Source organism: Streptomyces sp. NPDC055400, assembly GCF_053644375.1.
Genome location: NZ_JBSHLM010000007.1, coordinates 220,267 through 243,910, shown reverse-complemented (window position 1 = coordinate 243,910; position 23,644 = coordinate 220,267). Strand labels below are relative to the sequence as shown.

General features: G+C 71.0%; 19 protein-coding genes. 11 read left to right on the top strand and 8 right to left on the bottom strand.

Going from position 1 to position 23,644, the window contains the following annotated elements:
* Positions 1-424: 424 nt before the first annotated feature.
* The 3 genes from ACWIGU_RS20525 to ACWIGU_RS20515 all read right to left on the bottom strand — a co-directional run bounded on the left by ACWIGU_RS20525 (position 425) and on the right by ACWIGU_RS20515 (position 4,267).
* Positions 425-1,081, bottom strand: a complete 657-nt coding sequence (locus ACWIGU_RS20525) for a hypothetical protein (protein WP_454402804.1) — start codon at positions 1,079-1,081, stop codon at positions 425-427.
* A gap of 339 nt (positions 1,082-1,420) precedes the next feature.
* Positions 1,421-1,882 carry a PaaI family thioesterase gene (locus tag ACWIGU_RS20520; RefSeq protein WP_454402802.1) on the bottom strand — a complete coding sequence of 154 codons (462 nt, stop codon included), beginning with the start codon at positions 1,880-1,882 and terminating at the stop codon, positions 1,421-1,423.
* Between the two features lie 78 nt (positions 1,883-1,960).
* Positions 1,961-4,267 carry an FdhF/YdeP family oxidoreductase gene (locus ACWIGU_RS20515; protein WP_454402800.1) on the bottom strand — a complete coding sequence of 769 codons (2,307 nt, stop codon included), beginning with the start codon at positions 4,265-4,267 and terminating at the stop codon, positions 1,961-1,963.
* A gap of 123 nt (positions 4,268-4,390) precedes the next feature.
* Between ACWIGU_RS20515 and polA the strand changes: the two genes are divergently transcribed.
* Positions 4,391-7,117, top strand: coding sequence for a DNA polymerase I (gene polA, locus ACWIGU_RS20510; RefSeq protein WP_454402798.1), 2,727 nt, complete (start codon positions 4,391-4,393; stop codon positions 7,115-7,117).
* Positions 7,118-7,232: 115 nt separating this feature from the next.
* Here the strand turns inward: polA and ACWIGU_RS20505 are convergent, their stop codons facing one another.
* Positions 7,233-8,144 carry a DUF4184 family protein gene (locus ACWIGU_RS20505; RefSeq protein ID WP_454402796.1) on the bottom strand — a complete coding sequence of 304 codons (912 nt, stop codon included), beginning with the start codon at positions 8,142-8,144 and terminating at the stop codon, positions 7,233-7,235.
* A gap of 215 nt (positions 8,145-8,359) precedes the next feature.
* Here ACWIGU_RS20505 and ACWIGU_RS20500 point away from each other — a divergent pair, with 215 nt between their 5' ends.
* The 3 genes from ACWIGU_RS20500 (at position 8,360) to ACWIGU_RS20490 (ending at position 11,421) form a co-directional block, all read left to right on the top strand.
* The gene (locus ACWIGU_RS20500; RefSeq protein WP_454402794.1) at positions 8,360-10,090 is read left to right on the top strand and encodes a lytic transglycosylase domain-containing protein; all 1,731 of its coding nucleotides are present in this window, start codon (positions 8,360-8,362) and stop codon (positions 10,088-10,090) included.
* Between the two features lie 173 nt (positions 10,091-10,263).
* Positions 10,264-10,398, top strand: a complete 135-nt coding sequence (locus tag ACWIGU_RS20495; RefSeq protein ID WP_107489191.1) for an SPW_0924 family protein — start codon at positions 10,264-10,266, stop codon at positions 10,396-10,398.
* A gap of 21 nt (positions 10,399-10,419) precedes the next feature.
* On the top strand, positions 10,420-11,421 hold the full coding sequence (locus ACWIGU_RS20490) for a DUF3068 domain-containing protein (RefSeq protein ID WP_454402792.1): 1,002 nt from the start codon (positions 10,420-10,422) through the stop codon (positions 11,419-11,421).
* Here the strand turns inward: ACWIGU_RS20490 and hrpB are convergent.
* Positions 11,411-13,954 carry an ATP-dependent helicase HrpB gene (hrpB, locus tag ACWIGU_RS20485; protein ID WP_454402790.1) on the bottom strand — a complete coding sequence of 848 codons (2,544 nt, stop codon included), beginning with the start codon at positions 13,952-13,954 and terminating at the stop codon, positions 11,411-11,413. The genes ACWIGU_RS20490 and hrpB overlap by 11 nt on opposite strands.
* A 48-nt stretch (positions 13,955-14,002) precedes the next feature.
* Entirely contained in the window at positions 14,003-14,860 is an 858-nt protein-coding gene (locus ACWIGU_RS20480) for a class I SAM-dependent methyltransferase (RefSeq protein WP_454403089.1), read from the bottom strand.
* Between the two features lie 306 nt (positions 14,861-15,166).
* Here ACWIGU_RS20480 and rpsA point away from each other — a divergent pair, with 306 nt between their 5' ends.
* On the top strand, positions 15,167-16,672 hold the full coding sequence (rpsA, locus tag ACWIGU_RS20475; protein WP_329574325.1) for a 30S ribosomal protein S1: 1,506 nt from the start codon (positions 15,167-15,169) through the stop codon (positions 16,670-16,672).
* An 86-nt stretch (positions 16,673-16,758) separates the two neighbouring features.
* Here rpsA and ACWIGU_RS20470 read toward each other — a convergent pair whose 3' ends face one another.
* On the bottom strand, positions 16,759-17,724 hold the full coding sequence (locus tag ACWIGU_RS20470) for a right-handed parallel beta-helix repeat-containing protein (RefSeq protein WP_454402788.1): 966 nt from the start codon (positions 17,722-17,724) through the stop codon (positions 16,759-16,761).
* Positions 17,725-17,942: 218 nt separating this feature from the next.
* Here ACWIGU_RS20470 and ACWIGU_RS20465 point away from each other — a divergent pair, with 218 nt between their 5' ends.
* The 5 genes from ACWIGU_RS20465 (at position 17,943) to ACWIGU_RS20445 (ending at position 22,104) form a co-directional block, all read left to right on the top strand.
* Positions 17,943-19,553, top strand: coding sequence for a flavin monoamine oxidase family protein (locus tag ACWIGU_RS20465; RefSeq protein ID WP_454402786.1), 1,611 nt, complete (start codon positions 17,943-17,945; stop codon positions 19,551-19,553).
* Between the two features lie 100 nt (positions 19,554-19,653).
* Entirely contained in the window at positions 19,654-20,592 is a 939-nt protein-coding gene (locus ACWIGU_RS20460; RefSeq protein WP_454402784.1) for a PAC2 family protein, read from the top strand.
* A gap of 41 nt (positions 20,593-20,633) precedes the next feature.
* Positions 20,634-21,236: a dephospho-CoA kinase gene (coaE, locus tag ACWIGU_RS20455; protein WP_454402782.1), complete on the top strand. Its 603-nt coding sequence runs from the start codon at positions 20,634-20,636 to the stop codon at positions 21,234-21,236.
* 13 nt (positions 21,237-21,249) lie between these two features.
* Positions 21,250-21,633, top strand: a complete 384-nt coding sequence (locus ACWIGU_RS20450) for a hypothetical protein (protein WP_454402780.1) — start codon at positions 21,250-21,252, stop codon at positions 21,631-21,633.
* A gap of 102 nt (positions 21,634-21,735) precedes the next feature.
* Positions 21,736-22,104 carry a tetratricopeptide repeat protein gene (locus ACWIGU_RS20445; RefSeq protein WP_356274491.1) on the top strand — a complete coding sequence of 123 codons (369 nt, stop codon included), beginning with the start codon at positions 21,736-21,738 and terminating at the stop codon, positions 22,102-22,104.
* Between the two features lie 30 nt (positions 22,105-22,134).
* On the opposite strand, the gene ACWIGU_RS20440 is transcribed toward ACWIGU_RS20445, so the two are convergent.
* Complete coding sequence (locus ACWIGU_RS20440) at positions 22,135-22,446, bottom strand: DUF6343 family protein (RefSeq protein WP_454402778.1); 312 nt, start codon at positions 22,444-22,446, stop codon at positions 22,135-22,137.
* A 212-nt stretch (positions 22,447-22,658) separates the two neighbouring features.
* Between ACWIGU_RS20440 and ACWIGU_RS20435 the strand changes: the two genes are divergently transcribed.
* Complete coding sequence (locus ACWIGU_RS20435) at positions 22,659-23,639, top strand: acyltransferase domain-containing protein (protein WP_454403087.1); 981 nt, start codon at positions 22,659-22,661, stop codon at positions 23,637-23,639.
* The last annotated feature ends 5 nt before the right edge of the window (positions 23,640-23,644 follow it).

The window sequence follows — 23,644 nt, the reverse complement described above, 5'->3', positions numbered from 1 at the left end:
GCACGATCAATCCTCTCCCTGGCGCGGCTCCCGCGGTTGGGGGCCGTGTGTCTCGCCGGGCCGTACTGGGGTGGTGCAGGGCCGTGCAGCAGACGCGCCCGGCGGCGCGGTGACTGGCCGTGACTATAAGCGCAGGTGGGTGGGGTGGGGAGCTGAGGAGGGAAGGATGTGACGCTCTTGTTATGACGCGGTGCTCGTGGGCGGGTGCGGTGGGGGCGATCAGGCCTTCTGGAGAGGGGTGGCCGGCGCTCGCGTGTAGAGAACATGCTGTTCCGCTAAGGAACTTGAGGTGATCTTGGTCCTTACGGACGGGAGTGTGCCGTCGGTGGGGCGGGTGCCGGGAGCTTCGGGTGGCGGTGGCTCGCGCTCCGCATTGCTCTGTTGCGGCAGAGGTAACCGAGTGTTACTTCCGTGTGAGATCTGTTCACGGTGTGCGGGGCGGTCCCCAGTGCCCTGTGCGCGGTCCGCAGGCGTCGTGCAGGTAGGTGGCGAGGTCGCGTGGGAAGGCGCCGCCGAAGAGGTAGCTGTGCTGCTGCTGTGCCTGACGGTTGCGCAGACCGAGGTCGAGGTGCGGCAGGGTGAAGCCGGGTGGCAGGGCGGTGCACTTGTATACGGAGATGCGCACCGTGAGGAGTTCCGGGCTGCCGCCCTTCACTGTCAGTGGCAGGGCGGGGGTGGCGTGGGCGGTCAATCCCGGCAGTCCGGCTTGTACTTGACGGATGGTCACGGGGTGGGTGTCGCGTACGGAGACGGTGAAGCGGAACGTGGCGGTGTGCGGGTGGTGCGGGTCCGGTGGGCCCGTTCCCTCGTAGTGCAGGAAGGTGACCTGGGAGGGCCAGGGGGTGGGGGTGGGTGCGGCCGGGGTGGTGGTGAGGGCGGTGTACGCGTAGGCGCCCGTGAGGGCTGTGGCGACGAGCAGGGCTTGCAGGGTGCGGCGCAGGTGCGGCGGAAGGGCTGCCCAACGCTCGTAGAGGCGGCGGGAGTTGGGGGAGCCGGCCCACAGGGTGTCGGTGTGGGCGGGGGTGCGCGGGGTGCTGTCGCCGGAGGGGGGTTCCGGCTCGACGGGTCCGATACCGGCCATGCTCCACGCTAGTGCGGAGGGGGCGGGTCCGCCAATGTGGGCGGGGTAACTGGGGTGTGTGAGCGGCCGGTTGGGTCATGGGCCGGTGCGGGGGATGCCTGCGCTGTGGTGGCCGGCGGGGGCTTCGCGTGGGCCGAACCCGCGTCGATGGCGGCCGTGTGCCGCGCTGCCGGGCTCCCGTCCTCTGGGCATCGTCTGCACTGCCCGGCGCGGCGGCGGTGGCCGTCCGCGCCGGGAGCAGCGGCGTGAAGCGTCGTGATCGTTGTGGCGCCCTGTGACGGACGGGCCCGTGGGCGGATGAGTCCGGTGACGGGCGGGCCCCGCCGCGGACGAGGGGCCTCAGCTCGTGGGCATGTCCTTGAGGAGGCAGGTCAGGCGGGCCGAGCAGACCCTCCGGTCCTGCTCGTCGGTGATCACGATCTCGTACGTGGCGGTGGAGCGGCCGCGGTGTACGGGTGTGGCGACGCCGGTGACGAGGCCGGAGCGGGCGCCGCGGTGATGCGTGCAGTTCAGGTCGACGCCGACGGCGATCTTGGAGCTGCCGCCGTGGAGCATGGAGCCGACGGAGCCGAGTGTCTCGGCGAGCACCGCGGAGGCGCCGCCGTGCAGGAGGCCGTAGGGCTGCGTGTTGCCCTCGACGGGCATGGTGCCGACGACGCGGTCGGCGGACGCTTCCTTGATCTCGACGCCCATGCGGGTGCCGAGATGGCCCGCGGAGAACAGGGCGGGCAGGTCGACGCCGAGCGCCGCGTACTCGTCGATGACCTCTTGCGGGAACTTCACGCTGCTGTGTTCGCCCATGGTGCCCGGCTCCGTTCGTCGTCTGTCGGTGTTGGTGGGTGGGTACTGTTCGGCCTGGCCGGCTGGCTGAGCAAACGCTCAGTCGGTCGCCGATTGTTCCAGGCGGACGACGACGGACTTGCTGGTGGGGGTGTTGCTGGTGTCGGCGGTGGCGTCCAGCGGGACCAGGACGTTGGTTTCCGGGTAGTACGCGGCCGCGCAGCCCCGGGCCGTCGGGTAGTGGACGACGCGGAAACCGGGGGCGCGCCGCTCCACACCGTCCGTCCACTCGCTGACCAGGTCGACGTAGGAGCCGTCGGCGAGGCCCAGGTCCTGGGCGTCGTGGGGGCTGACGAGGACGACCCGGCGGCCGTTCCTGATGCCGCGGTAGCGGTCGTCGAGGCCGTAGATCGTGGTGTTGTACTGGTCGTGCGAGCGCAGGGTCTGCAGCAGCAGCCGGCCCTCGGGGAGCTTCGGGTACTCGACGGGCGCGGCCGTGAAGTTCGCCTTGCCGGTGGTGGTGGGGAAGCGCCGCTCGTCGCGCGGGCCGTGCGGCAGGGTGAAGCCGCCAGGGCGACCAGCAGAACCAGCCACGCGCGCGTTGAAGTCCTCGAAGCCCGGGATGACCTTCGCGATGCGGTCGCGGACCGTGGCGTAGTCCTTCTCGAACTCCTCCCAGGGCGTGCGTGACGCCTCGCCCAGGACGCGGCGCGCGAGGCGGGCCACGATCGCCGGCTCCGACAGGAGGTGCTTGCTCGCGGGCGCGAGGCGGCCACGGGAGGCGTGGACCATGCTCATGGAGTCCTCGACGGTCACGAACTGCTCCCTGCTTTTCCCGTCCGGGCCGACCTGAAGGTCCCGCTCGGTGCGGCCGAGAGTCGGCAGGATCAGGGCGCGCGCGCCGGTGACCGCGTGGGAGCGGTTGAGCTTCGTCGACACGTGGACCGTCAGGGCGGCGCGGCGCATCGCGGCCTCGGTGACGTCGGTGTCGGGGGAGGCCGCCACGAAGTTGCCGCCCATCGCGAAGAACACCTTCGCCTCGCCGTCGCGCAGTGCCTCGATGGCCCGTACGACGTCGAAGCCGTGCTCGCGGGGCGGTGCGAAGCCGAACTCCTTCTCCAAGGCGTCCAGGAAGGCGGGCGCGGGGCGTTCGAAGACGCCCATGGTGCGGTCGCCCTGCACGTTGGAGTGGCCGCGCACCGGGCAGACGCCCGCGCCGGGGCGGCCGATGTTCCCGCGCAGGAGCAGGAAGTTGACCACTTCGCGGATCGTGGGCACGGAGTGCTTGTGCTGGGTGAGGCCCATCGCCCAGCACACGACGGTGCGCTCGGAGGCGAGCACCAGGGCGAGGGCCTCCTCGATCTCGGCGCGCTCCAGGCCCGTCGCCGTCAGCGTCGCGTCCCAGTCGGCGGCGCGCGCGGCCTCGGTGAACGCCTCGTAGCCGTGCGTGTGCTCCTCTATGAAGGCGTCGTCGACGGCGCCTTCCGTCTCCAGGATCAGCTTGTTCAGGAGGCGGAACAGGGCCTGGTCCCCGCCGAGGCGGATCTGGAGGAACAGGTCGGTCAGGGTGGCGCCCTTGAACATGCCCTGCGGGGTCTGCGGGTTCTTGAAGCGTTCGAGTCCGGCCTCGGGCAGCGGGTTGATCGTGATGATCTTCGCGCCGTTCTCCTTGGCCTTCTCCAGGGCGGAGAGCATGCGCGGGTGGTTCGTGCCCGGGTTCTGCCCGGCCACGATGATCAGGTCGGACCTGTAGAGGTCCTCCAGCAGGACGCTGCCCTTGCCGATGCCGATGGTCTCCGTGAGCGCGGAACCGGACGACTCGTGGCACATGTTGGAGCAGTCGGGCAGGTTGTTCGTGCCGAACTCGCGGGCGAACAGCTGGTAGAGGAACGCCGCCTCGTTGCTCGTGCGGCCCGAGGTGTAGAACACGGCCTCGTCGGGGGAGGCCAGGGCGGCCAGCTCCTCTGCGATGATGTCGAAGGCGCGCTCCCAGGACACCGGCTCGTAGCGCTCGGCGCCGTCCGCCAGGTACATGGGGTGGGTGAGGCGGCCCTGCTGGCCCAGCCAGTACCCGGAGCGGGTCGCGAGATCGGCGACGGGGTGCGCGGCGAAGAAGTCGGGGGTGACCCGGCGCAGGGTGGCCTCCTCGGCGACCGCCTTCGCGCCGTTCTCGCAGAACTCCGCCTTGTGCCGGTGGTCGGGCTCCGGCCAGGCGCAGCCCGGGCAGTCGAAGCCGTCCTTCTGATTGACGCGGAGGAGGGTGAGCGCGGTGCGGCGCACGCCCATCTGCTGCTGGGCGATCTTGAGGGAATGGGCGACGGCGGGCAGTCCGGCGGCGGCGCGCAGCGGCGCGTCCACCTGCGGCGCGTCCTGGACCGGATCTCCCGTGGGCGGCTTCGTTGCCATCGTCTGTTCCCCTTCGAGCACGCGTGTGAGGTACGTCGCCGATCCTCGCACGCACGACTGACAGCCCTCGCCGGAGGCCCGTGGCGGACCGGAGTGTCAGTGGGGCGTGGCAGGATCGAGGGCGTGGCAGAGACAGCAGCGAAGAAGACCGAGAAGAAGACCTCAGGCAGCCGGCCGCGGCTGATGCTCATGGACGGGCATTCGCTGGCGTACCGCGCGTTCTTCGCGCTGCCCGCGGAGAACTTCACGACCGCGACCGGACAGCCGACCAACGCGATCTACGGCTTCGCGTCGATGCTGGCGAACACGCTGCGCGACGAGGCGCCCACGCACTTCGCGGTGGCGTTCGACGTCTCGCGCAAGACGTGGCGCTCCGAGGAGTTCACGGAGTACAAGGCGAACCGTTCGAAGACCCCGGACGAGTTCAAGGGGCAGGTCGAGCTGATCGGCGAGCTCCTCGACGCGATGCACACCCCGCGCTTCGCGGTCGACGGGTTCGAGGCGGACGACATCATCGCCACGCTCGCCACCCAGGCCGAGGCCGCCGGGTTCGACGTCCTGGTCGTGACCGGCGACCGGGACTCCTTCCAGCTCGTCAGCGACCACGTCACGGTGCTCTACCCGACGAAGGGCGTCTCCGAGCTGACGCGGTTCACGCCGGAGAAGGTCGAGGAGAAGTACGGGCTCACGCCGGCCCAGTACCCGGACTTCGCGGCCCTGCGCGGCGACCCGTCGGACAACCTGCCGGGCATCCCCGGCGTCGGCGAGAAGACCGCCGCGAAGTGGATCAACCAGTTCGGTTCGTTCGCCGAGCTCGTGGAGCGCGCCGAGGAGGTCAAGGGCAAGGCGGGGCAGAATTTCCGCGACCACATCGAAGCCGTCAAGCTGAACCGCCGGCTCACCGAGATGGTGCGCGACGTCGAGCTCCCCAAGACGGTCGACGACCTGGAGCGCGCCGCGTACGACCGCACGGCCCTCGCGATGGTCCTGGACACCCTGGAGATCCGTAACCCGTCGCTGCGCGAGCGGCTCCTCGCCGTCGACCCGGGCGCCGAGCAGGCCGAACAGGCACCCGCCGAGCCGGGCGTCGACGTCGACGGCTCGGTGCTCGGTGCGGGCGAGGTGGCCCCGTGGCTCGCCGAGCACGGCGACGCGGTCCTCGGCCTCGCCACCGTCGACACCTGGACGCTCGGCACGGGATCCGTCACCGAGGTGGCGCTCGCCGGCGCGGGGGGAGCCGCTGCCTGGTTCGACCCCACCCAGCTCGACGAGGCCGACGAGAACGCGTTCGCGGCCTGGCTCGCCGACGCCGCGAAGCCCAAGGTCCTGCACAACGCGAAGAGTGTCATGCGGGTCTTCGCCGAGCACGGCTGGACCGTGGACGGCGTCACCATGGACACGGCGCTCGCCGCGTATTTGGTCAAGCCCGGCCGCCGCTCCTTCGCGCTCGAGGCGCTGACCCTGGAGTACCTCGGCCGTGAGCTCGCCCCGGCGGCGGCCGACGGACAGCTCGCCTTCGGTACGGAGGACGACGACCAGGCCGAGGCCGACGCGCTCATGGTGCACGCCCGCGCGATCCTCGACCTCGGCGAGGCCTTCGGCGGCAAGCTCCGGGAGGTCGGCGCGGCCGACCTCCTCAAGGACGTCGAGCTGCCCACGTCCACGCTCCTCGCCCGCATGGAGCGGCACGGCATCGCCGCCGACCGCGCCCATCTGGAGGCCATGGAGCAGATGTTCGCGGGCGCCGTCCAGCAGGCGGTGAAGGAGGCGCACGCCTCCGTGGGCCACGAGTTCAACCTCGGCTCGCCCAAGCAGCTCCAGGAAGTCTTCTTCGGCGAGCTCGACCTGCCCAAGACGAAGAAGACGAAGACCGGGTACACGACGGACGCGGACGCGCTCGCCTGGCTGGCAGCGCAGACCGACCACGAACTCCCCGTGATCATGCTGCGCCACCGCGAGCAGGCGAAGCTGCGCGTCACCGTCGAGGGACTCATCAAGACGATCGCCGCCGACGGCCGCATCCACACGACGTTCAACCAGACGGTGGCCGCGACCGGCCGGCTCTCCTCGACCGACCCGAACCTGCAGAACATCCCGGTACGCACCGACGAGGGCCGCGCCATCCGCCGCGGCTTCGTCGTCGGCGAGGGCTTCGAGTCGCTCATGACCGCGGACTACAGCCAGATCGAGCTGCGCGTCATGGCGCACCTCTCCGAGGACGAGGGCCTCATCGAGGCGTTCACCTCCGGCGAGGACCTGCACACCACGGTCGGCGCGCAGGTCTTCGGCGTCGAGCGGTCCGCCGTCGACGCGGAGATGCGCCGCAAGATCAAGGCCATGTCGTACGGGCTCGCCTACGGCCTGTCCGCGTTCGGCCTGTCCGGGCAGCTGAACATCGAGCCGGGCGAGGCGCGGGTCCTCATGGACACGTATTTCGAGCGGTTCGGCGGCGTGCGCGACTATCTGCGCCGCGTCGTCGACGAGGCGCGCGCCACGGGCTACACGGAGACGATGCTCGGCCGCCGCCGGTATCTGCCGGACCTCAACAGCGACAACCGCCAGCGCCGTGAGATGGCCGAGCGCATGGCGCTCAACGCCCCCATTCAGGGCACGGCCGCCGACATCGTCAAGATCGCCATGCTGAACGTGGACAAGGCGCTCAAGGACGCGAAGCTCAAGTCCCGGCTGCTGCTCCAGGTCCATGACGAAATCGTCCTGGAGATCGCCCCGGGCGAGGCCGCGGCGGCGGAGGAGCTGGTCCGGCGCGAGATGGCCGGAGCCGTGCATCTGCGGGCGCCGCTGGACGTGTCGGTGGGCGTGGGCCCGGACTGGGAGTCCGCGGCGCACTAGCCGGCGGCGGGCCGTTGTTCGGGCCTTAGTTCGGGCTGCTGTTCAGGCAAGCCGTAGTTCAGGTAAGGGGCGGAGCCAATGGGCTCCGCCCCTTACTGCGTTCACCGTTGTCGTGTCACCGCTGTTGTTCCGCCGGCGCCACCCCGCGACTGGCCGGACCTCGACGCCCCCGCACGAGAAGCGCGTACACGACCAGGCCGAGTACGAGGCCCGCGCCCCCGCCGAAGCACAGGGTCGGGATGATCTCCCACGGCTTGGCGACAGCGCCCCAGTACGTCCACCAGCGCACCGTCCGTACCCCCGCGGCCAGCGCCACGCACCCGCCGATCACCAGCGCCGCCACCCACCGCTCGCCCACCGAGAGCCGAGGCAGCGCGGCGCGGGCGTCGGCGGCGGCCGACGAGGGGACACGGCGCACCGCCGACACCACGAAGAGCGCGATCACGACGAGCGCGACCGCCGAACCCCCGTACTGCGCGTACCAGTAGAGAGGGGAGCCGGCGATCTTCTCGCCGAGGACCGGGAACACGCGCATGCCCCACCGGTCGAGATGCGTGAACGCGTCCCACACCACGTGCGTCGCCGCGCCGAGGACGGCGGACACGTACCACCACCACACCGCGGCCACCGGCCGCCGCTCCCACGCGAAAGCGCCGGAAGCGGAACCGCCAGACGCGAAAGCGCCAGACCCGAAGCCGCCCCGAGCGTCGCCCGCACCACCCCGTGCCACCACAAGGACCCGCCCCCGCACCCGCCCCGGCAGCAGCGCGATCACCGGCTCCCGCAGCAGGCGCCACAGGCCGACCAGTACCGCAGCGAGGGCCACGTCGATCGTGAAGACGCCCGGGAAGGAGTGCGTGAAATCCCCGAACTCCATCGCCCCCGGCACCGCACTCGCCGCGAAGTACGTCACGTCAGGCGCGAACGAGCCCGCCACCAGCAGCGACGGCACGAGCGCGCCGCGCCCCGTGCCGTCGCGGCGGACGGCCGGCAGCACGGCCGCGGCATGGCTGATCGTGAAGGGCAAGAGGTCCCCCTCGGACGGTTCTTGGTGCGGTGCGTACGCGGTGCCGCTCAGTATGACCCGTGACGATCGCGGTAACGCGTACATGGCCAACCGGCAAATACCGGGCACGAACGGGTGTATGCGCGCTGGAAGTTGTCGTAGTGTCGCCTGGGTCACTCCACGCCGGGGAGCGTGGACGGACCCGGAAACGGTCGGCAATCGGAGGGGCTCACGGCATGGCGGCGCTATTCGGAAAGCGGTTGCGCAGGTCGGCGATGACAACCGCTGTGGCGGCTGCCGCCGTGGCGGCGCTCTCCGCGTCACAGGCGCCCGGCTTCACCACCGCGCAGGACGGCGGGCATGCCACCGCCGACGCGCCGCCCCCGCCCGGCGACTCGGCGACCGGCAACTCCCCGTACTACACCGATCTGCCACCCCTCAACAGCCCCACCGCGCCCCCGAGCGCGGGCACCGGCGGCCCGAACGGCCCCACCGGCGCCGCCGAGGCCGGTATCCCCGCCACCGTTCTCGACGCGTACAAGAAGGCCGAGGCGGAGCTCGCCGCGACCAAGCCGGGCTGCAACCTCCCCTGGCAGCTGCTCGCCGCGATCGGCAAGGTCGAGTCGGGCCAGGCCCGCGGCGGCAACGTCGACGCGAACGGCACGACGCTCAAGCCGATCCTCGGCCCGGTCCTCGACGGCAACGGCTTCGCGAGGATCACCGACACGGACAACGGCGCCTACGACGGGGACACGACGCACGACCGGGCCGTCGGCCCCATGCAGTTCATCCCGTCGACCTGGGCGTGGTCCGGCCGCGACGGCAACGGCGACGGCAAGAAGGACCCCAACAACATCTACGACGCGGCCCTCGCCGCCGGCCACTACCTGTGCCGCGGCGACCGCGACCTGTCCCAGAGCGCCGGTCTGAACGCGGCGATCCTCAGCTACAACCACTCGCAGGAATACCTCAACACGGTCCTGTCGTGGCTGGAGTTCTACCGCAAGGGCACCCACGAGGTCCCCGACGGCACCGGAGTCCAGCCCGGCGACCGCAGCGACGGCGGCCCCAGCCCCTCGCCCTCGCCGAGCAGCCCCGGCACGACCAGCCCGTCCCCCGGCACCTCCAAGCCGCCCAAGCCGTCCCAGCCGTCGGAGTCCGGCAAGCCCAGCGGCTCCCCGGGCAACGACCCGTCGAAGCCGGGCGGCGGAGGCTCCACGAGCCCCGCACCGCCCACGCCCGCCGAGACGGTCGCGCACATCGAGGACGCCGGTACGGGCACGCTCAACGCGACCGCCGGTGACGCCTTCGCCGAACGGGTCGCCGTCCGCACGGAGAACGCCGCGGGCAAGGGCGTCGGCACGGTCAAGGTGAAGCTCACCGTCGTCGGCGACACGGATCTGGCCTTCAGCGGCGGCTTCAAGACCGTCACCGTCGTCACCGACAGCACCGGCAAGGCCACCGCGCCGCCGCTGAGGGCGGGCGAGGACACCGGCGAGTTCACCGTCCGCGCCACCGTCGTCGACCGCAAGCTGCCCGGCCTCGACTACACGGCGACCGTCTCCGCGCGTCAGGCCGACACCCTCACCAGGACCGGCGACACGGAGCTGACCTGCGAGGCCGGCGGCCAGTTCGCTGACCCGGTCCAGGTCAGGGCCACGTACAAGGGCGACGTCGCAGACGGGGTCGCCACCACGGCCACGCTGATCAAGTCCACGGACGACGCGACCGAGAACGACAAGGGACCCTACTTCAAGGACGCGGACGGCAAGGCGATCCGCACCCTCAAGGGCCTCAAGACCGACGCCGACGGCCGGCTCCAGCTGCCGAGGATCTTCGCGGACGACGCCACCGGCACGTTCCTGCTCCGCATCAACACGACCGGCGGCGCGACCCTCACCATCGAACTGAAGGTCACCACGGCCGGCGCCACGGCAACCCCGTCCGCCTCGCCCTCGGCGACGTAACTCCCGTACGGCGCAAGCCGTATCAGCAGCACACGCGCCGCTCCCTCACCGTTCACCGGCCGAGGGGGCGGCGCTGTTGTGCAACGTGTTCTCATCTCGGCCGCGCGTTGCTACGGTGCCCCAGCCCTGACGCCCTATCAGATTTCAGATCCGGTGATCCGCCGGGAGGCTGCATGCGTGCCCTGATCGCCGCCGCGACCGGTCTTGCCGTGGCGCTCGCCCTCGTCATCACGATCTCGGCGATCGGCTCCCCGCCCGGCGAGACCTCGCCCAAACCTCTGCTGACCACCGTCCCCAAGCACCCCTGACCCGCCGAGGAGGCCGCCGCGATGCGCCGCAAGGCCAGCCTGATCCTGCTCGCCCTCGCCGTGTTCTGCACGGCGATGTCCCCGCTGATGCGCTGGTACGCGTTCCCACGCCTCGCGAAGATCCCGGCCGGCCAGTACCAGAACGCCGTCCTGGAGGCGAAGAACCCGACCCTCCTCGACTACGGCTCGATGCAGGCGAAGAAGGTCCCCAAGGTCACGATCGTCCAGACGCTCAAGGGCAACGTGGAGGCCTCCGAAGAGGTCGAGAAGAGCGCGGGCCGCGACGTCGTCGTCTGGGACTCCCTCTCCTACGTCGTCGGACCCGACGGCAAGATGGTCTCCCAGGTCCCCGAGCGCTACGTCTTCGACGCCCACAGCCAGGCACCCGTCCACCCCACGGGCAAGTACGCCGAGACCGTCGACGGCGACAAGGTCAGGCGGGACGGCATCGAGTTCAAGTGGCCCTTCCTCACGGAGAAGCGGGACTACGAGTACTACGACGCCCAGGCCCGCGTCACCCGGCCCATCCACTACAAGGGGACCCAGACGTTCCGCGGCGTGAAGGTCTACTACTTCGAGCAGACCATCCCCTGGACGAAGGTTCCCCTCCCCAAGACGATGCCGGTCAAGGGCATCACGCCGGAGTCCGTCGCCAAGACCGGCACCACCCGCTGGTACAGCACGGTCCGCAAGTTCTGGGTCGAGCCGGTCACCGGCGCCCCCGTCTACGGCGAGGAGATCCAGAACAACGAACTCCGCGGCGGCACGCTCCTGGGAGGCCGCGACAAGGTGACGGTCTTCAAGGGCCACGTGAAGATGCGCGAGGACTACATCAGGTCGACGGTCGACCTCGTCAAGTCCAACCGCGTCCTGGTCGTCCTGCTCACCTCGTACCTGCCGTGGGGCTTCCTGATCCTCGGCCTGCTCCTGCTCGCGCTCTCCCTGTGGCTCGAGGCCCGCAGCCGCCGCCCGGGCGAGCCCGAGGCCGCCCCGGAGCACGAGCCGGAACCCGTCAGCGCCTGAGCCGCGCGCTCGTGTGCCGCGTCGCGACCGCGCCCGCCGGATCCTCGGGCCACGGATGCTTCGGGTAGCGGCCGCGCAGCTCGGCCCGCACCGCCCGGTACCCCTCGCGCCAGAAGGAGGCGAGATCCGCCGTCACCGCCGCGGGACGCCCCGCGGGTGACAGCAGATGCACCAGGACCGGCACACCGGCCACGCGCGGCGACTCGTGCAGCCCGAACATCTCCTGCACCTTCACGGCCAGTACGGGCTGTTCGGGGTTCGCGTAGTCGATCCGGATCCTGGACCCGCTCGGCACCTCAAGTCGCTCCGGCGCCAGCTCGTCGAGGCGGGCCGCGTCACCGCTCGCCCAGGGGAGCAGCCGCCGCAGCGCCTGGCCCGCGTCGATCCGGCCCAGATCCGACCGGCGCCGTGCCTTGCCGAGTTCCGGCTCCAGCCACTCGTCCACGCGCGCGTGCAGCGCGTCGTCCGACACGTCGGGCCAGGGCTCACCCAGCGTCCGGTGCAGGAACGCGAGCCGCTCCCGCAGCTCCCCGGCCTCCCGAGACCACCGCAGCAGAGAGAACCCCTCCCGCCGCAGCCCTTCCTCCAACGCCTCCCGTACGAGAGCGGGGGCGGCCTCCTTCAGCGGGCGCACGGCGAGTTCCACCGCGCCGAGCCGCTCGACATGCCGCGCCACCAACTCCCCGTCGGCCCACGCCACTTCGTCCCCCTCGGTACGCAGCGGCGCCGCGGCACGCAGCGCGACCTCCTCGTCGACGACCGCGGCGAGCCGCACGCGCGCGTGGCCGGCACCCACCGGCCGGTCGGCGACCGCGACGGCGATCCACGGCGCGCCCCGCAGCCGTGACCCCTCCGCGAGCGCGGCCCGGGTACCGGACACCATCAGGTACTCGCCGTCACGCCCACGCCCCACCCGCTCGGGGAAGGCGAGCGCGGCGACGATGCCGGCGACCCGGTCCTCGGACAGATCCCCGGTCCCGGCCCCGCGCACCGGGGTCGGCCCGGCGGTTCGCTCAGATCCGGCCCCTGCCGCCCCCGTGAGCCGACGTACCTCCGTCTTCCAGCGCGCGGCGTACGCGTCGGCGCCCCGGCGCGCCGTGCGCCACGCGGCGGCCAGATCGTCGCCGTAGTCGCGGGGCGGCTCCTCGCTCAGGAGGGCGACCACCTCGGCCGCGCGGCGAGCGCCCACCAGCGGGGTCGCGTCGAGGAGGGCGCGGGCCAGGCGCGGATGCAGGCCGAGGCCCGCGAGGCGCGCGCCGCGTTCCGTGGCCCGGCCCGAGTCCGCTCCGACCGCCCCGATCGCCGTCAGGACGGACCGGGCCGCGGCCATCGCCCCGGCCGGCGGAGCGTCCAGGAGCGCGAGGCCCGAGGCGTCCGGATCGCCCCAGCACGCCGCCTGCAACGCGAACGCCGTCAGGTCCGCCACCTTGATCTCCGGCGCGGGGAACCGGGGCAGCCGCACGTCCTCCGCCTCCGTCCAGCACCGGTACACCACGCCGGGAGCCTCGCGCCCGGCACGCCCCGCCCGCTGCCGCCCCGCCGCCTGCGAGGCCCGTACGGTCGTCAGGGCGCTCAGCCCGCGCGCGTGGTCCACCCGCGGCTCCCGCGCGAGCCCCGAGTCCACGACGACCCGCACACCCGGAACCGTCAGGGACGACTCGGCCACGGACGTCGCGAGCACCACCCGCCGCCGCGCACCGGGCGAGAGCACCGCGTCCTGCACCGCGGCCGGCGCCCGCCCGTGGACCTGTAGCACATCCACATCACCGGGCCCTCCCAATTGCCCGGCCACGCGCGCGATCTCACCGACCCCCGGCAGGAAACACAGCACATCCCCGCTCTGCTCCCGCAGCGCGCGCCGCACCACGGCCGCCACGTGCGTGAGCAACGCCGGATCCACCCGCATCCCGTGCGGCGGCCGCACCGGACGCGCGGGCGGCGCCCACACCGTCTCCACGGGATACGAGATTCCCTCGGCCTCGACCACGGGCGCCCCGCCGAGCAGCCGCGCCCAGCCCTGCGCGTCCGTCGTCGCCGACGCCGCCACCAGCCGAAGCTCGGGTCGCAGCGCCTCGCGCACGTCGCACAGGAACGCCGCGACCGTGTCCGCGTCCAGATGCCGCTCGTGGACCTCGTCGAGCATGACGACCTCCACGCCCGCCAGCTCCTGGTCGCGCTGGAGCCGTTGCAGGAGCACACCCGTCGTGACGACCTCCACACGCGCGTGCCGCCCCATCACCCGCTCACCGCGCACCGTGTAGCCGACGCTCTCGCCGGCCTTCTCACCGAGCAGCCACGCCATCCGCCGCGCCGCGGCCCGCGCCGCGATCCGCCGCGGCTCCGCGACGACGACACGCCGCGCGGGCCCGTCACCGACGAGCCCGGCGAGCACCAGCGGCACCAGGGTCGTCTTGCCGGTCCCCGGCGGCGCCACGAGAACGGCGCTGCCCGGCGCCGCGGGCCCGTCGAGGGCATCGCGCAGGCCGGGCAGCGCACTGCGTACAGGCAGGTCCAGAGCGTCGTCACGGATCACGCGCCCAGTCTCTCCTCCCGGCCAAGGGCCGGGGGAGACCCCTTGGATCTAGCTTCGCTCGCAGACGAAGATCGCCGTCCCCGGGATCAGGTTGCCGCGCAGCGGCGACCAGCCGCCCCACTCCTGCGTGTTCCACGCGGGCCACTGCGGCTCCACGAGGTCCACCAGGCGGAAACCGCCGGCCACGATGTCCCGCACCCGGTCACCGACCGTCCTGTGGTGCTCCACGTATACGGCGCGCCCCTCGTCGTCCTGCTCCACGTAAGGGGTGCGGTCGAAGTAGGAGGCCGCTACGGAGAGGCCCTCCGGCCCCGGCTCGTCCGGGAACGCCCAGCGGATCGGATGCGTCACCGAGAACACGAACCGGCCGCCGGGCCGCAGCACCCGGTGCACATCCCGGAGCACCCGCACCGGATCGGCGACGAAGGGGAGCGCGCCGTACGCCGAGCACGCCAGGTCGAACGAGCCGTCCGCGAACGGCAGCGCGCCCGCGTCCGCCTGCACCAGCGGCACCGCGCCGCCGTCGATGCGCAGCGCGTGCTGGAGCTGCCGGTGCGAGAGGTCGAGGGCGACGGGGTGCGCGCCCTGCGCGGCGAGCCAGCGCGAGCACTGCGCCGCGCCCGCGCCGATCTCCAGGACGACCTTGTCCTTCAGGTCCTCCGCCGGGCCGAGCAGCTCGGCCTCCACCTCGTCGAGACCCTCGGGCCCCCACACGAAGCGGTCGTCCCCGAGGAACGTGCCGTGCTCGACCTGGTAGTCGTCCGCGTTCCTGTCCCACCAACCACGATTGGCACGGGAACTCTCCGTGACATCGGCGTCGCGCCGGGTGGCTTCAGGCTCGAACGGTTCGGGCTCTTGGATGATGGGCTCCCTAGTCGTACTCTTCCGTTCAACCCGTCGCGGCAGAGTGCCTGGCGGCCCATGGCCTCGTGCGACAGGTTTTGTGCCGGGTATGCGAAGTTCGCCCCGGGTGTGCGCCTTCGCGCATTGACCCTGTCCGGCTGCCCCCGTATGCTACAAGTTGCGCTGCGAGCCTGCGCTCCTCAGACGTAGCAGGCTGCGCTCGCATCTGTATGTATGTCCCCTCGGTAATCGAGGCGCCCCCTCCGGGAGTGGCGCTTCCTGAGCTGTCCGGCCTTCTGCAGTGCGATCACGGGCTCCCGGCGTAGCAGTACCTACGACTTCAATGTCCGTACCGGAGCCCTTACCCACATGACGAGCAGCACCGAGACCACCGCCACCACCCCGCAGGTAGCGGTCAACGACATCGGTAACGAGGAAGCCTTCCTCGCCGCGATCGACGAGACGATCAAGTACTTCAACGACGGCGACATCGTCGACGGCGTCATCGTGAAGGTCGACCGGGACGAGGTCCTGCTCGACATCGGTTACAAGACCGAAGGCGTGATCCCGAGCCGTGAGCTCTCGATCAAGCACGATGTCGACCCGAACGAGGTCGTCAAGGTCGGCGACGAGATCGAGGCCCTGGTTCTCCAGAAGGAGGACAAGGAAGGCCGTCTGATCCTGTCCAAGAAGCGCGCTCAGTACGAGCGTGCCTGGGGCACGATCGAGAAGATCAAGGAAGAAGACGGCATCGTCACCGGTACCGTCATCGAGGTCGTCAAGGGTGGTCTCATCCTCGACATCGGCCTCCGTGGCTTCCTGCCGGCTTCCCTCGTCGAGATGCGCCGCGTCCGCGACCTCCAGCCCTACGTGGGCAAGGAGCTCGAGGCCAAGATCATCGAGCTGGACAAGAACCGCAACAACGTGGTCCTGTCCCGCCGTGCCTGGCTCGAGCAGACCCAGTCCGAGGTTCGCCAGACGTTCCTCACGACCCTCCAGAAGGGTCAGGTCCGCTCCGGCGTCGTTTCCTCGATCGTCAACTTCGGTGCCTTCGTGGACCTGGGTGGCGTCGACGGTCTCGTGCACGTCTCCGAGCTGTCCTGGAAGCACATCGACCACCCGTCCGAGGTTGTCGAGGTCGGCCAGGAAGTCACCGTCGAGGTCCTCGACGTCGACATGGACCGCGAGCGTGTCTCCCTGTCGCTGAAGGCGACGCAGGAAGACCCGTGGCAGCAGTTCGCCCGTACGCACCAGATCGGCCAGGTCGTCCCCGGCAAGGTCACGAAGCTGGTTCCGTTCGGTGCGTTCGTCCGCGTGGACGAGGGCATCGAGGGTCTGGTCCACATCTCCGAGCTGGCCGAGCGCCACGTGGAGATCCCGGAGCAGGTCGTCCAGGTCAACGACGAGATCTTCGTCAAGGTCATCGACATCGACCTCGAGCGTCGCCGCATCAGCCTCTCGCTGAAGCAGGCCAACGAGGCCTTCGGTGCCGACCCGTCGACGGTCGAGTTCGACCCGACCCTGTACGGCATGGCCGCGTCGTACGACGACCAGGGCAACTACATCTACCCCGAGGGCTTCGACCCCGAGACCAACGACTGGCTCGAGGGCTACGAGACCCAGCGCGAGGCCTGGGAGACCCAGTACGCCGAGGCGCAGCAGCGCTTCGAGCAGCACCAGGCTCAGGTCATCAAGTCCCGCGAGGCCGACGCCCAGGCCGAGGCCGAGGGTGCTGCCGCTCCGGCCGGCGCCCCGGCTGCCTCCGGTGGCGGCGGCGGTTCGTACTCCTCGGAGTCGGACGACAGCTCCGGCGCGCTTGCTTCGGACGAGGCGCTCGCCGCGCTCCGTGAGAAGCTGGCCGGTGGTCAGAGCTGACCTGAACCCTCCGGGTTCCGGTAAGTAGTTGAGCGGGCCCGCACCCCTTGGGTGCGGGCCCGCTTCTCTGTGTCCGCCGACGTTTCCTATGGAGTGACCGGTACGTTCGTCAGGCCCTTGCCGCCGGTGACCGTGTTGCTGCTGTAGACCGTCGTCACGCAGCTTCCGCCGGCGTTCGTCACGTTGACCGCCAGCTGCTTGTCGCCCGTCGCGCCGCGCAGGTCCGACGTGTTGGAGCGGAAGACGGTGCCGCAGCCCCAGCCGGACTGCTGGGTGTGGGTCTCGTAGCCGTTGTTCGTGGTGGCGCTGCCCCTGTTGTTCTCGACCAGGACGTCGTTGCCCTTCACGTCGACCCAGGAGTCGTCGAAGTTGGCCCCGGTCAGGCCGCTGCCGTCGAACCTGTTGCCCACGATCCGCGCGCCCGTCGTGCCCTCCTTGATGTCGACGTTCTCGCCGCCGACGTCCGGGCCGATCGTGTTGCCGGTGATCTGGACGCGGTCACTCCTGTCCGAGGTTCCGCCGACTGTGCCGACGTAGACGCCCTCGCCCATGCCGCGGCCGTCGTTGCCGGTGTCGTAGATCCGCGAGTTCTTGATCGTCCCGTCCGTGCTGGAGTTACGGAAGTGGACGCCCTCCATGTCGAGCCCGTGGACGGTGACCGTGTCGACGACGACGCCCTTCGCCGAGTCGATCATGATGCCCTTCTGACCGCCGGTGACGGTGATGCCCTGGACCGTCCAGTACGAGGCGCCGTTCAGATGCAGGCCGTAGCCGCCGCCCGCTGTGAGGACCGCCTTCGCGGAGCCGGTCAGGGTGATGCGCGAGCCGGAACTCCCGGCGAGCGACGTCTTGAAGTTGCCCGTGTACGTGCCGTCGGCAAGACGGATCGTGTCACCGGGGGCGGCCGCGGTGAGCGCCGACTTGAGCTGCGCCGCGGTGGAGACCTCGATGACCTGGACGGCTCCGGCGGCGGGCGTCGCGAGGGCCGTGGCGGCTCCGGCGACGAGCACGGAGGCGGTCAGAGCGGGCAGGAGCGCGGAACGGATGCGCATGTGGGGGTGCCTTCCCGTCGGTTCGTGCAAAAGAGTGTTCTCGTACGTGAACTCTGGGTGCAGTCATGAACCTAGGAGTATGGCGTGGCTGCGTCAAGGTCTGGACCAGTGGGGTGTGCGGGGAGGGAAACGTGGGAGATACACGAGTAACTCCTGTGCCGTAACAGGCCGTTGCGAGGATCCCCGGGTCACTCAAGATCGTGAGGGGAGCCGTCAGCATGGCAGTACAGCAGCGACCGGAGGCGGGCTCGAGCCGCCGGACCTTCCTGCGCAACGTCGGGGTGAGCGGTGGTGCGGGCGCGATGTTCGCCACCATGGGAGCCCTCGGCCTCGCCCCCACCGCGCAGGCCGCCTCCCGCGAACAGGCCTACAGCGCACCGAAGCCGGGCGATTTCACGCTCACCGGCCGCGGCGCCGCCAAGGTCGTCGTCGTGGGCGGCGGCATCGCCGGACTCGCGACGGCGTACGAACTCGGCAAGGCGGGCTACGACTGTACGGTCCTGGAGGCGAGGGACCGCACCGGCGGCCGCAACTTCACGGTGCGCGGCGGCGACAGCACCGTCGACCTGTACGGCAACCGGCAGACCGCGCGCTTCGCACAGGGCCAGTACCTGAACGCCGGCCCGGCGCGGCTGCCCCAGTGGATGGTCACCCTCGACTACTGCCGCGAACTCGGCGTCCCCGTCGAGGTGTTCACGAACACGAACGCCGACGCCTATCTCTACAACGAGTCCGCCGGCATGACCGCCCCCGTGCGCTACCGCACCGCCAAGGCCGACGTGTACGGCTACGTATCGGAGCTGCTCGCCAAGGCCACCGACAAGGGCGCCCTCGACAAGGAACTCACCGCCTCCGACCAGGACCGCCTCATGGAGTTCCTCAAGGATTTCGGGGACCTCGGCGACAAGCTCGGCTACGCGGGCTCGGAGCGCCGCGGCTACAGCACCGTCCCGGCAGCCACCGGGACACCCGGAGTGATGCTCGGCGACCTGCCCTCCGCGTCGGACGTGTTCGCCAGCGGCGTCGGGCGGTACTTCTCCTTCGAGTTCGGCTTCGACCAGGCCATGCTGATGTTCCAGCCCGTGGGCGGCATGGACCAGATACCGAAGGCGCTGACGCGCGCGATCGGTGCGCACAAGGTGCGTACGGGAGCCGTCGTCAGCAGGATCACCCAGACGGCGGGCGGAGTCACCGTCACCTACACGCAGGGCGGCAGGACGAGAGCCGTCGAGGCCGACTACTGCGTCGGCGCGCTGCCGCCCAACATCCTCGCGAAGATCCCGCACAACCTCGGCTCCGGCGTGCAGTCCGCACTGGAGGCCATCACCCCGCAGTCCGCGGGCAAGATCGGCCTGGAGTACCGGTCCCGCTGGTGGGAGCTCGACCACAAGATCTACGGCGGCATCACCGAGACCGACCTCGACGTCACCCACATCTGGCACCCCTCCTACGGCTTCCACGGCGAGCGCGGCGTACTCGTCGGCTACTACAACTACGACGGCGACGCCGACTCGTACGCCAAGCTCACACCGGGCGAGCGCGAGAAGCGTGCCGTGGCCGCCGGCGTGAAGATCTACGGCGAGAAGTACCGCACCGAACTCGCCTCCTCCTTCTCGCATCACTGGCGCCAGACCCCGCACCTCGAAGCCGCCTGGCACGACACCCCCGGCGGCCCCGACGACCCCCGCTACAAGCCGCTCAACGAACCCACGGGCCGCGTCTACTTCGCCGGGGACTGGCTCAGCTACACCGACGCATGGCAGCACGGGGCGTTCACCTCCGCCCGCCGGGCAGTCACCAGGCTCCACACGCGCGCGCTGGCCGCGTAGGGACGCACGACAGGGAAGAGGTGTCTGTGAGGGGCGCGGGGAGGGAATGCCCGCGCCCTGCCGCGCGTTCCCCTAACGAACACGAGGAGGAGCGGTCACAGTGCTTGATCCGCAGGGTTTGTACGCATGGGAGCCGAAGGGCCTGGCCGTGGTGGACATGGCGCTCGCCCAGGAGTCGGCCGGACTGGTCATGCTCTACCACTTCGACGGATACATCGACGCGGGTGAGACCGGCGACCAGATCGTGGACCGTGTCCTCGACTCGTTGCCGCACCAGGTCGTGGCGCGGTTCGACCACGACCGGCTCGTCGACTACCGGGCCCGCCGCCCGCTGCTCACCTTCCGGCGCGACCGCTGGACGGACTACGACGTGCCCGCCCTTGAGGTGCGGCTCGTCCAGGACGCCACGGGAGCCCCCTTCCTGCTGCTCTCCGGCCCCGAGCCGGACGTCGAGTGGGAGCGTTTCGCCGCCGCTGTGAAGGAGATCGTCGAGCGGCTCGGCGTGCGTCTCGCGGTCAACTTCCACGGGATCCCCATGGGCGTGCCGCACACGCGGCCCGTCGGCCTCACCCCGCACGGCAACAGGACCGAGCTCGTCCCCGGCCACCGCAGCCCGTTCGACGAGGCGCAGGTCCCGGGCAGCGCGGAGTCCCTCGTCGAGTACCGCCTCATGGAGGCCGGACACGACGTACTCGGTGTCGCCGCGCACGTTCCGCACTACATCGCGCGCTCGCCGTACCCCGACGCCGCGCTGACCGTCCTCGAAGCCATCACGGCGGCGACCGGCCTGGTGCTGCCGTCGGTGGCGCACGGGCTGCGCACGGAGGCGTACCGCACGCAGACGGAGATCGACCGGCAGATCCAGGAGGGCGACGAGGAACTCGTCGCGCTCGTCCAGGGACTTGAGCACCAGTTCGACGCTGCCGCGGGCGCCGAGAGCCGCGGGAACATGCTGGCCGAACCGACCGACATCCCGTCCGCCGACGAGATCGGCCTCGAGTTCGAGAAGTTCCTCGCCGAACGCGAGGGCGACGCATAGGGGCTGTGGTCAGCAGTGGGGGCCTCGCCTAAGCTGCCCGCATGCTGAAGGTGGGTCTGACCGGCGGAATCGGTGCCGGCAAGAGCGAGGTGTCCCGGCTGCTCGTGGAGCACGGGGCCGTACTGATCGACGCGGACCGCATCGCGCGGGAGGTCGTGGAGCCCGGAACTCCCGGACTCGCCGCGGTCGTCGAGGCGTTCGGGAGCGACGTGCTCGCCCCGGACGGCTCGCTGGACCGGCCCGCGCTCGGCGCGATCGTGTTCGCCGACGCGGACCGTCTCGCCGTCCTCAACTCGATCGTGCACCCACTGGTCGGTGCCCGCTCCGCCGAACTCGAAGCCGCCGCCACCGGTGACTCCGTCGTCGTGCACGACGTACCGCTGCTCGCCGAGAACGGCCTCGCACCGCTGTACGACCTCGTGATCGTCGTCGACGCGAGCCCCGAGACCCAGCTCGACCGCCTCGTGCGCCTGCGCGGCATGAGCGAGGAGGACGCCCGCGCCCGCATGGCCGCCCAGGCCACCCGCGACAAGCGCCTGGAGACCGCCGACATCGTGATCGACAACGACGTGCCGCTCGACGAGCTGCACCGGCGGGTCGACGCCGTCTGGGCGGACCTCGCACAACGGGCGTCAGCGGCCTAGAAGGGGGACGGGCGTGGTCGTACTGGCGGCGTTCACGTTCCTCGGCGGCCTGGTGGCGATCCTCGCCGGGGCGTACGGGCTCTGGCGGACCCGGCGGATCAGCGAGGCCGGACGCGTCACCCAGGCACTCGTGAAACCCCCGCAGACGGGTGCCGAGCGGCCCCTGCTGCAGTTCGAGACGCACGACGGCCGCGTCGTCGAGGTGACGTCCCCCGCGCCGCCCACCCGACGGCTTCCGCTGCCGCCGGGCGGCCACGTCGGCATCGCGTACGACGTCGACGACCCCCGTGAGACCGTGCTCATCGGCGGCGAGCGGGCCGCCCTCGACTGGGTGTTCGTGGCCGCGGGTGTGGCGCTGGCCGTGCTCGGCGCGGTACTCACGGTGACCTGGGGCTGAGTCATCGCAGCGGTCGGACGTACGTACGTCAGGGTGTTACGGGGGAGGAATAGGGCCGACAGTTCACGCCGTTGACGTGGACGACGAAGGAGGGAGACCGCTGTGCCCCACTCCAACCCGGAGACGCATGTCATCGACTTCCGTGCCGCTGAGCATCTGCTCACGGCACGCGACCCGCGAGGCGCGGTGAAACTGCTCGACCCGGTCATCGCGGCCCACCCCGAGAACACGGCGGCGCGGCTGCTGCGCGCCCGCGCGTTCTTCGCGGCGGCCCAACTGCGGGCCGCCGAACTCGAGTTCACCATCGTCCTGGAGCGCGAGCCGGACAACGCGTTCGCGCACTTCGCGCTCGCCCGCACCTATCAGCGTGCCGCGCGGCCGGACCAGGCGAGGCGCCATTTCCGGCTGGCAGCGGCGCTCGATCCGCAGCCGGACTACGTGGCCGCTGCAGCTTTCGACGACGCTCAGTAGGGCGAGGCCCCTAGGGAGTTCCAGGGCGGTCTAGGGCTTGTCGTCCGGGGGATGATCGGGCGGTACGTCCGGGGGATCGTAGGGCGGTACGTTCGGGGGAGCGTAGGGGGGTACGTCGGGGCCCGGCTGGTAGTGCGGGCCCTGCCGGATGTGGCGGGTGATCACGAACAGGTCGACGGTCACGACCAGCCACAGCACACCGCACGCGAACGCCCACCACGGGCGGTTCGTGAGGATGAACGCGACCGTGCCGAAGATCGTCCAGGCCAGACCCCAGATGCTGAGCCACAGCCGGGCGCGTAGAGCACTGCGCGCGGTCACGGGTTCACTGCCCGTACGCATCGTCATCACCTCCGCCCGTGAAGGGGCACCCCCTCCAGGGTGCCTCGTCACGGGCGGAGGCGTCGGGTACGTCCGGCCTCTCGCGCGGCGCACCGTTCCCTGAAAAGGTGAGGTGGGTTCCGGTCGGTGGAGTGCGGCCACCGGCGTTCGGCCGGCGGAGGGGAGGACGCGTGCTGGACGGGCAGAAGAGCGGCGAGCGGCTCGCAGGGTGGGTGGAGGCGCTCGACGGACAGGAGCGGGCGGAGGCGGTCGTCCCCGACGCGGAGGACCTGCCCGAGGTGCTGCTCGACCTCGGGGTCGCCCACGAGGACATCAACGAACTGGTCGCGCTGCGCCCCCGCGTGGCCGACGACCCCGGGGTGCGCGATCTCCTGGAGCGGGCCGTGGGGGCCGTCACCCGGGACATGGGCGCGGTCGACGGAAGCCCTCGCTTCCCGTCCCCGCCCGACGGTGGCGACGTGCTCGAACGCTGCTTCTCCGTGTACGTCTACGTCGCCGCGCTGCCCGCCACGCGCGCGTACCACCGCTCTCTCGGGGTGCCGGACGAGGTCTCGCGGCGCACCCTCGCCGACCTCGGACGCCACATGGCCGTCCACCGCAGGCGGTACGGCAGTTGCGGCATCCATGCGGTGGCCTGGCTCGGCCTGCACTTCCACGGGGAGCTCTACCAGCTGGGCCGGCTCCAGTATCAGCGGGCCCTGCTCGGCGGGCGCTCGGCCGGCGCTGCCGCGGCCGCGGGCCTGCCGGTGACGGCGGACGACCTGTGCATGAACCTCCACATCCCCGACTTCAGTGGCCCGCTCTCCCCGCGCGCGTGCGACCGGTCCCTGGCCCTGGCCCGGGAGTTCTTCGCGCGGTACTACCCCGACGAGCGCTACGAGGCCGCCGTCTGCCACTCCTGGCTCCTCGATCCCCAGTTGAAGGACCGGCTGCCGAAGGACTCCAACGTGGTGCGCTTCCAGGAGCGATTCCGCACGTCCTGGGAGGACATGGAACCGGACGACGAGGGCCCGGTAGGCTTCGTCTTCGGTGACCCCCGCCTCCCCGTCGGGACCCTGCCGCGCCGTACGAGCGTCGAACGGGCCGTCGGCGACCATCTGCGGAGCGGCGGGCACTGGTACGGAGGGCATGGCTGGTTCCCGTTGCCGTGGTCGGGAACTGCCGTCCCAGAACGGTTCGTTGGAGGGGCATGAGCCTT

What these genes read in the sequence shown, in the direction of transcription:
- ACWIGU_RS20525 (WP_454402804.1), bottom strand. Translation starts at nt 1,081, where the DNA reads ATGGCCGGTATCGGACCCGTCGAGCCGGAACCCCCCTCCGGCGACAGC.
- ACWIGU_RS20520 (WP_454402802.1), bottom strand. Translation starts at nt 1,882, where the DNA reads ATGGGCGAACACAGCAGCGTGAAGTTCCCGCAAGAGGTCATCGACGAG.
- ACWIGU_RS20515 (WP_454402800.1), bottom strand. Translation starts at nt 4,267, where the DNA reads ATGGCAACGAAGCCGCCCACGGGAGATCCGGTCCAGGACGCGCCGCAG.
- ACWIGU_RS20500 (WP_454402794.1), top strand. Translation starts at nt 8,360, where the DNA reads ATGGCGGCGCTATTCGGAAAGCGGTTGCGCAGGTCGGCGATGACAACC.
- ACWIGU_RS20495 (WP_107489191.1), top strand. Translation starts at nt 10,264, where the DNA reads ATGCGTGCCCTGATCGCCGCCGCGACCGGTCTTGCCGTGGCGCTCGCC.
- ACWIGU_RS20490 (WP_454402792.1), top strand. Translation starts at nt 10,420, where the DNA reads ATGCGCCGCAAGGCCAGCCTGATCCTGCTCGCCCTCGCCGTGTTCTGC.
- rpsA (WP_329574325.1), top strand. Translation starts at nt 15,167, where the DNA reads ATGACGAGCAGCACCGAGACCACCGCCACCACCCCGCAGGTAGCGGTC.
- ACWIGU_RS20470 (WP_454402788.1), bottom strand. Translation starts at nt 17,724, where the DNA reads ATGCGCATCCGTTCCGCGCTCCTGCCCGCTCTGACCGCCTCCGTGCTC.
- ACWIGU_RS20465 (WP_454402786.1), top strand. Translation starts at nt 17,943, where the DNA reads ATGGCAGTACAGCAGCGACCGGAGGCGGGCTCGAGCCGCCGGACCTTC.
- coaE (WP_454402782.1), top strand. Translation starts at nt 20,634, where the DNA reads ATGCTGAAGGTGGGTCTGACCGGCGGAATCGGTGCCGGCAAGAGCGAG.
- ACWIGU_RS20440 (WP_454402778.1), bottom strand. Translation starts at nt 22,446, where the DNA reads ATGCGTACGGGCAGTGAACCCGTGACCGCGCGCAGTGCTCTACGCGCC.